Consider the following 11,909-nt stretch of genomic DNA (forward strand, 5'->3'; position numbering starts at 1 on the left):
GTGCCTACCGGTCGCCGACCACGCCCCAGACGGTCCGCGCGCGGCGCAGATCGAGCACGCCCGCCACGCCGCCGTCCAGGGACTGTGCTGCCATTTTCGCACGTAGTTCCCCGGGATCCACGCGGGCAGTGGTGTGCCCCGCCGCCTCGAAGCGCCGGTTGCGGCGCGATTGCGCGGCCACCGCGTTGACCGGAGGATCCTCGTAGGCCATGCCGCCCGGGTGCGCCACGTGATAGGTGCAGCCACCGCGCGAGAGCCCGGTCTCGGCATCGATCAGGTCGAAGACCAGCGGCACGTCGACGGTGATCGACGGATGCAGCGAATTCGGTGGCTGCCACGCCCGATACCGCACCCCCGCCACCTGCACCCCGGCCTTGTCAGTGGCCAGCAGTGGGATCGGCATGCCGTTGCAGGTCACCACGAACCGCTCGCGATCCGCGCCGACCACCCGCACCTGCAACCGCTCCACCGACGAGTCGACGTATCGCGCGGTGCCCGCCGCGGTGGCCTGCTCGCCGAGGGTGTGCCACGGTTCGATGGCGCCGCGCAGTTCCAGTTCGACGTCGCCGAGCACGACCGTGCCGATGCGCGGAAAACGGAACTCGGTGAACGGATCCAGCCAGCTGGCGTCGAAATCGATGCCGTGCGCGCGCAGGTCGGCGGCCACCTCCGCGATATCGGCGAGCACGAAATGCGGCAGCAGGTACCGGCCGTGCAGATTCGCGCCGTGCCGAATCAGCGGGGCGCGCAACGGTTCTGCCCAGAAGCTCGCCACCAGCCCGCGGACCAGCAGCGACTGTACCATCGCCATCTGGCAGTGCGGCGGCATCTCGAAACCGCGCAGTTCCACCAGACCCATTCTGCCCCTGGCGGTTTCGGGACTGTAGAGCTTGTCGATGCAGAACTCGGCGCGATGGGTGTTGCCGGTGAGATCGGTGAGCAGGTGCCGCAGCGCGCGGTCGACATGCCAGGGCGCGTGGAACCGGCCGCCTGGGCGCGTGAGCCGGGCGATCTCGGCGAACGCGATCTCCAATTCGTACAGCGCCTCCGCACGACCTTCGTCCACCCGGGGCGCCTGCGAGGTCGGCCCGACGAAACGACCGGCGAACAGATACGACAGCGCGGGATGACGCTGCCAGTACGTCAGCATCGACACCAGCAGGTCCGGCCTGCGCAGCAGCGGCGAGCGGGCGGGCGTCGCGCCGCCCAGCGTGATGTGGTTACCGCCGCCCGTGCCGCCGTGCGTGCCGTCGACCTCGAACGATTCGGTGCTCAGCCGGGCCAGCCGGGCCTGCTCGTACAGCGTCGACAGCAGATCGGACTGCTCGGCGAAGGAGACCGTCGGCGGCACGTTGACCTCGATCACGCCCGGATCCGGCGTCACCGAGAGCGTGCGCAGCCCGGGATCGGTGGGTGGCGGGTAGCCCTCGAGCACCACCGGGCGGTCGAGCGCGACCACGGCGGCCTCCACGCGCCGGATCAGATCGAGGAAATCGTCGAGTTGTTCGGTGGGCGGGAGGAATACGTGCAGCCTTCCGTTACGCACCTCGCCCACCAGTGCGGTGGTCGGCTCCCATTCGGCGGACTGCACCACCGCGGGCGGCTCGTCGGGCGCCGGGACCCGCGGCCCGACGAACAGCGGGTCGGCGTCGGGGCGCGGGCGCGGCGGACGCCAGGACACGGAGTCGAGCGGCAGGCGCAGTCCGGCCGGAGAATCCCCGTCCGTCAACACGATTCGCCCCGCAGGCTGCTCCGCGCACACCCCGCGGCGCAACCGCCAGTCGGCGCTCGCCCAGCCCGCGCCGTCGTCGCGGCGGTACAGCGGCAGCACGTAGGCGGCCGGTTCGGTGACCGCGGCATCGAGGCGCGCGAGCAGCTCCGCCCGGGTCCGCACCGAGTCGTCGGCGGGATCGATATCGTCCTGCGGCGCGACCGGAACACCTTGCGGCGCACGCGCTTTCCCGGCCAACCGGAGCAGCGGATCCTCGTACGCCGGACGGACCTGGGCGTCCGGCAGACCGAGACCGGCCGCGACGTGCGCGATCACCGCCCGTGCCGAATCGGGCCGCGCCGGACCGTACGCACGCGGCCGCAATCCCGCCTGCGCATTGGCCGGCTGCACCGCCGACACCTGTGCTGCGGCAACCCTTTCTCCTCCGGGCTCGGCGGAAGCCACGGACGATGCGGGGGCCACGGTCGCCGCGGGGGCAGCGGGGGCAACGGACGACTGGGCGGCATCGTCGCCGCGACGTTGCGTGCCCGCTGCCGTGCCACCATCGCCGTTCACCGAAACGCTCGACAGCTCAGCATCATTCGCCAGTGCGATGGCTCCCGTGCCGGAGGCCGAGGCACCGCCGGGGGCGGGCGCGTCCGGCTGCGGCCATGCGGTGCCGACCGGCGTCCACGGGTCGGCGAGCAAGTCCTGGCGCGTCCACAGCGGCGACCCGTCGGCCCGCCAAGCCACCGCGATCTCCCAGCGCGGCAACGGTTCTCCCGGATACCACTTGCCTTGCCGGTACTGGGTCAGGCCGCTCGGCGCGTAGATCCGCCGCAACCGGTCGGCGAGATCGACCGCGCGTTCGCGCTTGTGCGCGCCGTCGGCCTCGGTGGTCCATTCGGGCGCGGTCTGGTCGTCGATGGAGACGAAGGTCGGTTCGCCGCCGACGGTCAGGCCCACGTCGGCGGCGGCCATCCGCGCGTCCAGTGCGGCACCCGACTGCTGGATCCGCTCCCACTGAGAGCTGGTATAGGGCAAGGTGACCCGCGGATCCTCGTGGATGCGCCGGACGGTGTTGCTGAAGTCCATGGTGGCGCCGGTGGGCCCGGTCGCGCCGGTGATCGGCGCGGCCGACACCGGGTGCGGCGTCGCCGCGAGCGGGATGTGCCCCTCACCGGCGAACAGGCCCGAGGTCGGATCGAGCCCGACCCAGCCCGCGCCGGGCAGGTACACCTCGGTCCAGGCGTGCAGGTCGGTGAAGTCGGCGCGCGGGCCCGACGGGCCGTCCAGCGACGGCACGTCCTGGACCAGCTGCACCAGATACCCGGACACGAACCGCGCCGCGAGCCCCAGCTCGCGCAGGATCGACACCAGCAGCCAGGCCGAATCGCGACACGACCCGAGCGCGGCCCGCAACGTCTGCCCGGGTGTCTGCACGCCCGGCTCCATCCGGACGGTGTAGCCGACATCGTGCCGTAGCGCCTGGTTGACCGAAACCAGGAAGTCGATGGTGCGCGGCCGCGCGGTGCCGGTGTGCGCGCGCACCCAGTCGCGGACCGGCGCACCGGGACCCGACCCCGGCTCCGCCTCGTCCACGGGGCGCAGGTACGGCTCCAGATCCGCGAGTAGGTCCGCGCCGTAGCGGAACGGGAAATGCTCGGCGTAGTCCTCGATGAAGAAGTCGAACGGGTTGATCACCTCGAGGTCGGCGATCAGCCCGACGGTCACCGACAGTTCCCGCGCAGGCTCCGGAAAGACCAGCCGCGCAAGGAAATTGCCGAAGGCGTCCTGCTGCCAATTGCAGAAATGCCCGGTCGGCGTCACCCGCATCGAGTAGGCTTCGATCTTGGTGCGGGAGTGCGGGGCCGGGCGCAGGCGCACCACGTGCGGATGTACCTCGACCAGCCGGTCGAAGGTGTAGACGGTCCGGTGTTCGAGCGACACCTTGATGCCCATGCAGCAAGTTCACCACACCTGGCCACGGCATGGACGTGGAGTTTCAGCGAGAGTCGCCGCACCGCGGCCGCCGCGCGACACACGGCGCCGACGTCCCCCGCCGCACGGCTCGGGAGTGCTACACACGAACTGAGGACCGATCTCAGCCCTTCGTCCCCGCTGCGAGGTCAGCAATGCGCGAGCTGGACTGTTCATGCTGCGAATCCGCGATCGACCACTGCCACGGCACCCTCGTCGTGCACTCCACCAGGCGCACCGAATGCACCGAAGAGGGCTGCGTCGATCTCGACTACGCCCGGCACACCTTCGTCGTCGACTGCGGCGACGTCGCGGGCGGCTGTCCCTGCGCGGAGCCCGACATAGCCCGTCGCCGCGCCTGAGCAGACCCGTACCCTATTCGGGTGAGCTATGACCACGTGTTGTTGCCGTCCGGTGTCGCGTCATCGATCCCCGAGGTCGACGCTTACCTGAGCACCCAGCAGGGAGTGCAGGAGTCGGAGGTGGTCGCGCAGATCGCGACCGAGCTGAACAAACGCAACGACGAACTGCCCGCGGACGACAGCTTCCTCAGCAGCGCCCCGATCGGCGGCGCCGCCACCGGCGCGGCCTTGCAGGTGTCGTGCCCCTACGACGCGATCGGCTTCGTGCGGCAGTTGCTCTTCTCGGTCGCGACCCCGCTGGATTACGCGGTCTACGATCCGCAGCTGGCCTGGCTGATCGACCCGGCCGGGCACGTGCCGGCCACGGTCACCCACGGCGGCGCGGGCGAGTTCCCCTATCTGACGAAAACCCTTGCCGACCAATGGGTTTCCGAGCTGGCCCCGCCGAACCCCTACCTGGTGGTGGAGCGCGACGACCAGGTCTACATGCAGACCTACCGGGAGAAGACCGGTGCGTTCACCCTCGAATACCGGGATGGCTCGGCCGAGAAGCACTTCGGCACCACGGTGCTCGACGCCGCCACCGTCTCGGCGCTGATCTGGGACTGGGCCACCGACAATCGCGACCGCATGCAGACCCTGCCCTGGTCGCGCGTGGAACTCTGACTACTGGTTCTGCACCGCGAGGCGGCCCGCCAGCGCGAGGAAGGAAGCACCGAACACCCGTCGCATCCAGGTGACCACCACCGGGCGGGTGATGACGTGGTTGCGCAGCGCGGCCGCGCACACGCCGTAGATCGCGAACACGACGAACGTGGCCAGCATGAACACCGCGCTCAGTTCGAGCATGCGCGCCAGCGCGTTCGGTGAACCGCTCGGCACGAACTGCGGCAGGAACGCGAAGGCGAACAGGGTCAGCTTCGGGTTGAGGAGGTTGAGCAACACCGCCGACACGATCACCTTGCGCGCCGACTGGCCCGTCTGCTCGGGCCCGTCCGGCACCGCGAGCGCACCCTTGTCACGGAACGTGCTCCACGCCATGTAGATCAGGTACGCGACACCGAAATACTTCAAGGTCTGGAAGGCCATCGCGCTCGCATTGAGCAGCGCGGCGAGGCCGGTGATCGCCGCGAGCAGGTGCGGGACGGTGCCGAGCGTGCAACCGAACGCCGCGACCAGGCTGGCCCGCGTGCCCCGGGAGAGCCCGGCCGCGAGGGTGTACAGCGCGCCGGTACCCGGGGTGACCACGATGACGAGCGTGGTCAGCAGGAATTCGATGCTCATTTCCGACACAGTAACCCGCGCCGCAGTGAGCGCAACCCCCGGTGATTCGGGGCTGGACCGGCCGGTCACGGGCTGAATCAGCCTGCGGGAGACTAGAGCGCGCGGCGTCCCGACAGTGCGCGCCCCAGCGTCAGCTCGTCCGCGAATTCCAGGTCGCCGCCCATCGGCAGACCCGAGGCCAGCCTGGTCACGCTGAGGCCGGGGAAGTCGCGCAGCATGCGCACCAGGTAGGTGGCCGTCGCCTCGCCCTCGGTGTTCGGGTCCGTCGCGATGATCACCTCGCTGACGTCCACGCCGTCCTGCTGGTTTCCGATGCGCGCCAGCAGTTCCCGGATGCGCAGCTGGTCGGGCCCGATGCCGCTGAGCGGGTCGAGCGCACCGCCGAGCACGTGGTAACGCCCACGGAACTCCCGGGTGCGCTCGATGGCCTGCACGTCTTTCGGTTCCTCGACCACACAGATCATGGTGCGGTCGCGCCGCGGGTCGGCGCAGATGCGGCACAGTTCGCCGTCGGAGACGGTGCCGCAGGACACGCAGAACTGCACGCCGTCGCGCACCTTCTGCAGGGCAGCCTGTAGCCGGTCGATCTCCGGCGGCTCCACCTGCAACAGATGAAAAGCGATGCGCTGCGCGCTCTTCGGACCGACGCCGGGCAGCTTGCCCAGCTCGTCGATCAGATCCTGAACCGGACCCTCGTACAACGGCTACGTCCTCTTCGCCTCTGCGGCACTCGTGGTGGTGGTCAGAAGTTCGGCAACCCCGGCATGCCGCCGCCCGAGAGCGGGCCGAGGCGCTCGGCCGCGAGCTGCTGGGCCGAGGCCATCGCGTTGTTCACCGCGCCGATCACCAAGTCCTGCAGCGTGTCCACGTCCTCGGGATCCACCGCCTTCGGATCGATGGTGAGCGCGACGATCTCACCGGTCGCCTTGACGGTCACCTTGACCAGCCCGTTGCCGGCCTGACCTTCCACTTCGGCCTCGGCGAGCTCGGCCTGGGCTTCCATCACTGCCTGCTGCATCTGCTGCGCCTGGGCGAGTAGCTGCTGCATGTCGAACTGACCACCGGGCTGCACGGCATGTCCTCTCTGAAGAAAGTGTCACTGATCAGCCTAGTCCCTGGGTGCGCGGCGCCGACGGGAGCCGCCCGCGGCGCATGACAGGTAACAGGTTGGGTAGTTCCAGCTAAACCGGATCAAGATCGACCTAACATCGGAGGCAGGTCGGGAGACCGGTATGGCAGTTCTGGAGATAGCTATGCACGCGATCCGAGCACGTTTCCTGAGCACGCTGGTGCTCTCGCTGGGTGTTCCCGGCATCTTCCTCGGCGTCGGCGGCCCGGTGGCTGCCGCCGATCCGGGTGTCACCGAGGCGGCCGCCGACTACGGCGGCGGCTGTGTCCTCTACCCGGACAACCGGGCCGCCACCATCGACGCCCTGCGCTTCCGCTGCGGGCCCGAGCAGCAGGACGCGATCTTCCGGGACGCGCCACGCGGGGCCGTGCCGACGGGCGTGAAAGACGGCTGGGTCACCAGACCGCCCTCGATCCAAGGCATTTCGTCCGCGTTCTGGATCGGCAAGATCTTCTACACCGGCCCGGACGGCGGCACCCTGACCAACCGCGTCACCGGTGCCGGCTACGAAGCCTGGCCCGCCTACGTGTACACCGCGCCCGCCCTGCTGGACGGCAACCCGGCCTGGGCCCTGGACTACGCGCCCGCCCCCACCCCGCAGGTCTACGACGAGATCCGCGAAGTCACCCCCGGCGTCTGGTTCGGCTACTCGTGGTGGCGCGGCGGCGTCCAGACCACCATGCTGCTCACTTTCGTGCTGACCTGACCGTCCCGATTCGGAGAGTTTGACTCTCCCCCCGCTGGAGGGTGTTCGCTGAAGGTATGACAGCGACCGTCGCCATCGGGGAGTTCGCCCGGCTCACGTACCTGACCGTGAAGACGCTGCGGTATTACCACGACATCGAGTTGCTCGCGCCTGTCTCGATCGATAGCGGCTCGGGGTACCGGCGCTATTCGATCGATCAGGTGCCTCAGGCGCATCTGATCCGCAGGCTGCGCCAGCTCGATATGCCGTTGCCCGAGATCAAGGCCGTGCTCGACGCGGCCGACGAGGACACCCGCAACGCCGCGCTGCGCGCCCACCTCGAACGCATGGAAGCCGAACTGGCGCGCACCCGCGCGGTGGTGGCATCGCTGCGTGCGCTGCTGACCCCCACCGCGCCGCTCGCGGTCGAATATCGCTCGGAAGCCGCCTTTCCCGCGCTCGCGATCGCGGAGGTGGTCACCCGGGAGGCGATCGGCCCGTGGTGCGAAGCGGCGTTCACCCTGCTGCACCAGACGCTGGGCGCGGCGGGCATCGCGCCGGTCGGCGTCGACGGCGCCACCTACTCGACGGAGTTCTTCGAGAACGACATCGGTGCGGTGGTCGCCTTCGTCCCGATTCCCGGCGACGCCGAGCTCGCACTGCCCGACCGGGTCTCGCGCATCGAACTGCCCGCGCGCCGGTTCGCGGTCGCGCGACACGACGGACCGTTCGACGACTTCGACCGCACCTATGGCGCGCTCGGCAGTCACGTCGCCGAGCACGACGAGTCGCTCGCCGAACCGATCCGCGAGCGCTACCTGGTGAGTCCCGACGCCACCGACGACCCGCACGCCTACCGCACCGAAGTCTGCTGGCCGATCGGCCTGCTCTGAAAAATGGAGACCCCCATGACGCTCACCCTCGCGCACATCACCATCGACAGCGCCGACGCCGCCGCCTTGGCCGGCTTCTGGTCCGAGCTGCTCGACCTCCCGGTCGACCCGGCGGCCTCGACCGAATTCGCCACCGTGGGCCGCACCGCCGGGGCCGCGCCGGTGCTGATGTTCATCCGGGTGCCCGACAAGACTCCCGGCAAGAACGTCATCCACCTCGACCTGCACGCCGCGGACTGGCAGCGGCACATCGACCGGGCGATCAGCCTGGGCGCCAAGCGCATCGGCGATTTCGACGAGTACGGCGCGCAGTGGACCACGCTGGCCGATCCGGAAGGCAACCTCTTCGATATCGGCGCGCAGTAGCCCGACACCGGCGGAGCCCGGCACCGATCAGGTGCCGGGCTCCGCTGCGCGGTGCCGGTGCGTCAGGCGAGTTCCTTCTGCAGGTTGCCGAGCACCTCGGCCTGGATCTTCTTCAGGCCCAGCGGTGCGAAGATCCCCTCGAAGATGCCCTTGACCCCGCCCGCGCCCTGCCAGGTGGTGCGCTGGGTGACCTGCGAGCCGGTGCCGTCCGGGGTCACCGTCCAGGTGGTGACCAGGGTGGAGTTCGAATCCCGCTCGGTGACAATCGAATCGGACACCGTCACGACGGCGTGCACATTGCGCGAACGCTTCTCGGTGGCCTGTAGCGTCCACTCGGCCACGGTGCCCGCGCCCTTGCCGCCCTCGACCACCTTGTAATCGCGGTAGTGCGCGGACAGAATGCGCGGCCGCACCGTCTCGTAGTCCGCGATGGCTTCGAGGGTGCGCTGCGGGTCCGCCGCAACGGCGATCGAACTGCTGGCGCTGACCTGTCCCACAATGAGCTCCTTGTCCGGGTACGGTAACTCGACCGGTGTACATCCTGCCCTGTAGCGGCCGCCACGCCGTATACCGGTGCAGCCGTGTGGCGAACTTCTCTACCCGGGCCGATATTCCGGTTCGCAACATATGCGTGACATTTCTCCCCGGACCCCGCCCTCGCGGTGGTCTGACAATGCGGTGCGTACTAGCGTCGAGGGGTGGCAGTGAGTCTGTTGGGCAAGGCCGGACGCGCGCCGGTCGCACGCGAATCCGGGTTTACCGCGCACCACGCTGGGGTCGAGCGACTCTTGGCGAGTTATCGCGCTATTCCCCGGAACGCAAATGTCCGTTTAGCGAAGAAAACCTCCAATCTCTTCCGAGCCAGAGCCAAGAACCCCGCGCCGGGACTCGACGTCTCCGGCCTCACCGGGGTCATCGCGGTCGACCCGGTCGCGAAGACCGCGGACGTGGCCGGCATGACCACCTACGAGGACCTGGTCGCGGCGACCCTGCCCTACGGTCTCGCGCCGTTCGTGGTGCCGCAGCTCAAGACGATCACCCTGGGCGGCGCGGTGACCGGCCTCGGCATCGAGTCGACCTCGTTCCGCAACGGCCTGCCGCACGAGTCCGTGCTGGAGATGGACATCCTGACCGGTGCGGGCGAGATCATCACCGCCACGCCCGACAACGAGCACGCGGATCTGTTCCGCGGCTTCCCCAACTCCTACGGCACCCTGGGCTATTCGGTCCGGCTGAAGATCGAGCTGGAGACGGTGCTGCCCTTCGTGGCCCTCCGGCATCTGCGCTTCCACGACCTGCGTGAGCTCGAGCGCACGCTCGCCGACATCGTCATCGCACGCTCCTACGACGGCGAGCGGGTGGACTACCTCGACGGGGTCGTGTTCACCGCCGACGAGAGCTATCTGACGCTGGGCCGGCAGACCGACGAGCCCGGCCCGGTCAGCGATTACACCGATATGGACATCTACTACCGGTCCATCCAGCACGACGACGCCGCGCCCAAACGCGACCGGCTGACCATCCACGACTACCTGTGGCGCTGGGACACCGACTGGTTCTGGTGCTCGCGCGCCTTCGGCACGCAGAACCCGAAGATCCGCCGGTTCTGGCCGAAACGCTACCGGCGCAGCAGTTTCTACTGGAAGCTCATCGCGCTGGACCACAAGTACGACATCGCCGACAAGCTGGAGGCGCGCAAAGGCAACCCGCCGCGCGAGCGGGTGGTCCAGGACATCGAGGTGCCGGTGGAGCGCACCGCCGACTTCGTCGAATGGTTCCTGCGCGAGATCCCGATCGAGCCGATCTGGCTGTGCCCGCTGCGCCTGCGCGACACCGGCGACACCTCCGGCAGCACGGAACGCACCTGGCCGCTGTACCCGCTGGAGCCGAACCGGACCTACGTCAACGCCGGATTCTGGTCGGCCGTGCCCACCGTCCCCGGTGCGCCGGAAGGGGCGGCCAACCGGGCGATCGAGCGCACCGTGACCGACTTCGACGGACATAAGTCGCTGTACTCGGATTCCTATTACGACAAAGATGAGTTCGCGGCGCTGTACGGCGGCAATACCTACACCGAACTGAAAAAACGCTACGACCCGGACCAGCGGCTGCTGGATTTGTATTCGAAGGCGGTGCAACGCAAATGACGACATTCAAGGACCGTTCTGACGTCTTAGCCGATCTCGGGACCAAACTCAGCATTGCCGAGATCTTCGAGACGCTGATCGAGGGCGAGGTCCCGATCCGGCTGACCGCCTACGACGGCAGCACGACCGGCCCGGCGGACTCGAAGTACCAACTCGACATCAAGACGCCGCGCGGCATCAACTACCTGGCGACCGCGCCCGGCGATCTCGGCATGGCGCGCGCCTACATCGCGGGCGACATGACCGCCGAGGGCGTGCACCCCGGCGACCCGTACGACATCCTGAAGGCGATGGACAGCCTGAAGTTCCGGCGTCCGTCCGCGCTGGCGCTGCTCGCCATCGCCCGCTCGCTCGGCTGGGAACGGCTCAAGCCGATCGCGCCGCCGCCGCAGGAGACGCTGCCGCGCTGGCGCCGGATCGCACTGGAAGGCCTGCGGCACTCGAAGACTCGCGACGCCGAGGCCATCCACCACCACTACGACGTCTCGAACACCTTCTACGAGTACGTACTCGGCCCCTCGATGACCTACACCTGTGCGTGTTACGAGAACGAGGAGCAGACCCTCGAGCAGGCGCAGGAGAACAAGTACCGCCTGGTCTTCGACAAGCTGCGGCTGAAGGAAGGCGACCGGCTGCTCGATATCGGCTGCGGCTGGGGCGGCATGGTGCGCTACGCGGCCAAGCGCGGGGTCAAGGTGATCGGCGCGACGCTGTCGGCCGAGCAGGCCGAATGGGCCCAGGCCAAGATCGCCGAGCAGGGCCTGTCCGAGCTGGCCGAGGTGCGGCACTCCGACTACCGCGACATCCCGGAATCCGGCTTCGACGCGGTGTCCTCGATCGGCCTCACCGAGCACATCGGTGTGCACAACTACCCGTACTACTTCGAGTTCATCCAGAGCAAGCTGCGCGACGGCGGCCTGTTCCTGAACCACTGCATCACCCGGCCGGACAACACCAGGACCACCAAGGCGGGCGACTTCATCGACCGCTACGTGTTCCCTGACGGCGAACTGATCGGTTCCGGCCGGATCATCTCCGAGATCCAGAACGTCGGACTCGAGGTGCTGCACGAGGAGAACCTGCGCGAGCACTACGCGCTCACCCTGCACGAATGGTGCAAGAACCTGGTGCAGAACTGGGATGCCTGCGTCGCCGAGGTCGGCGAGGGCACCGCCAAGGTGTGGGGCCTGTACATGGCCGGTTGCCGGCTCGGCTTCCAGCGCAACGTGGTTCAGCTGCACCAGGTGCTCGGCGTCAAGCTCCCGCCGGACGGCACCTGGACCGTGCCCTTGCGCCCCTGGTGGACAGCTTGAGCGCGACGAAACTCCGCTGACACGGGGTTCGGCGTCCCG

Annotated in this window: 12 protein-coding genes; 7 read left to right on the forward strand and 5 right to left on the reverse strand. The window is 68.8% G+C overall.

Going from position 1 to position 11,909, the window contains the following annotated elements; all coding sequences use genetic code 11:
• Positions 1–4: 4 nt before the first annotated feature.
• Positions 5–3,673 (reverse strand): transglutaminase family protein, encoded by a 3,669-nt coding sequence (locus tag TY25_RS07340; protein WP_042255065.1) that lies wholly within the window; start codon positions 3,671–3,673, stop codon positions 5–7.
• A gap of 173 nt (positions 3,674–3,846) precedes the next feature.
• Between TY25_RS07340 and TY25_RS07345 the strand changes: the two genes are divergently transcribed.
• On the forward strand, positions 3,847–4,053 hold the full coding sequence (locus TY25_RS07345) for a hypothetical protein (protein WP_052382855.1): 207 nt from the start codon (positions 3,847–3,849) through the stop codon (positions 4,051–4,053).
• 21 nt (positions 4,054–4,074) lie between these two features.
• Positions 4,075–4,719, forward strand: a complete 645-nt coding sequence (locus tag TY25_RS07350) for a hypothetical protein (protein ID WP_042255066.1) — start codon at positions 4,075–4,077, stop codon at positions 4,717–4,719.
• Here TY25_RS07350 and TY25_RS07355 read toward each other — a convergent pair whose 3' ends face one another.
• The 3 genes from TY25_RS07355 to TY25_RS07365 form a co-directional block, all read right to left on the reverse strand.
• Positions 4,720–5,337, reverse strand: coding sequence for a LysE family translocator (locus TY25_RS07355; protein WP_042255067.1), 618 nt, complete (start codon positions 5,335–5,337; stop codon positions 4,720–4,722).
• A 92-nt stretch (positions 5,338–5,429) separates the two neighbouring features.
• Positions 5,430–6,038 (reverse strand): recombination mediator RecR, encoded by a 609-nt coding sequence (gene recR / locus TY25_RS07360; RefSeq protein WP_014981114.1) that lies wholly within the window; start codon positions 6,036–6,038, stop codon positions 5,430–5,432.
• A 41-nt stretch (positions 6,039–6,079) separates the two neighbouring features.
• Entirely contained in the window at positions 6,080–6,409 is a 330-nt protein-coding gene (locus tag TY25_RS07365; RefSeq protein WP_081868726.1) for a YbaB/EbfC family nucleoid-associated protein, read from the reverse strand.
• Positions 6,410–6,569: 160 nt separating this feature from the next.
• Here TY25_RS07365 and TY25_RS07370 point away from each other — a divergent pair, with 160 nt between their 5' ends.
• Genes TY25_RS07370 through TY25_RS07380 form a run of 3 tightly spaced genes read left to right on the forward strand, consistent with a single transcriptional unit; the run spans position 6,570 to position 8,410 of the window.
• The gene (locus tag TY25_RS07370; RefSeq protein WP_226887090.1) at positions 6,570–7,172 is read left to right on the forward strand and encodes a hypothetical protein; all 603 of its coding nucleotides are present in this window, start codon (positions 6,570–6,572) and stop codon (positions 7,170–7,172) included.
• Between the two features lie 56 nt (positions 7,173–7,228).
• The gene (locus TY25_RS07375) at positions 7,229–8,044 is read left to right on the forward strand and encodes a MerR family transcriptional regulator (RefSeq protein ID WP_042255069.1); all 816 of its coding nucleotides are present in this window, start codon (positions 7,229–7,231) and stop codon (positions 8,042–8,044) included.
• Positions 8,045–8,059: 15 nt separating this feature from the next.
• Positions 8,060–8,410: a VOC family protein gene (locus tag TY25_RS07380; protein ID WP_042255240.1), complete on the forward strand. Its 351-nt coding sequence runs from the start codon at positions 8,060–8,062 to the stop codon at positions 8,408–8,410.
• A gap of 62 nt (positions 8,411–8,472) precedes the next feature.
• Here the strand turns inward: TY25_RS07380 and TY25_RS07385 are convergent, their stop codons facing one another.
• Positions 8,473–8,907, reverse strand: coding sequence for an SRPBCC family protein (locus TY25_RS07385; protein WP_029894671.1), 435 nt, complete (start codon positions 8,905–8,907; stop codon positions 8,473–8,475).
• A 207-nt stretch (positions 8,908–9,114) separates the two neighbouring features.
• On the opposite strand from TY25_RS07385, the gene TY25_RS07390 reads away from it, so the two are divergent.
• Entirely contained in the window at positions 9,115–10,557 is a 1,443-nt protein-coding gene (locus TY25_RS07390; protein ID WP_042255070.1) for an FAD-binding oxidoreductase, read from the forward strand.
• Entirely contained in the window at positions 10,554–11,870 is a 1,317-nt protein-coding gene (locus TY25_RS07395; RefSeq protein ID WP_042255071.1) for a class I SAM-dependent methyltransferase, read from the forward strand. Before TY25_RS07390 ends, TY25_RS07395 begins: the two co-directional genes overlap by 4 nt.
• Positions 11,871–11,909 lie beyond the last annotated feature (39 nt).

The organism is Nocardia brasiliensis NBRC 14402 (genome assembly GCF_000308475.2).
GTDB lineage: Bacteria > Actinomycetota > Actinomycetes > Mycobacteriales > Mycobacteriaceae > Nocardia > Nocardia brasiliensis.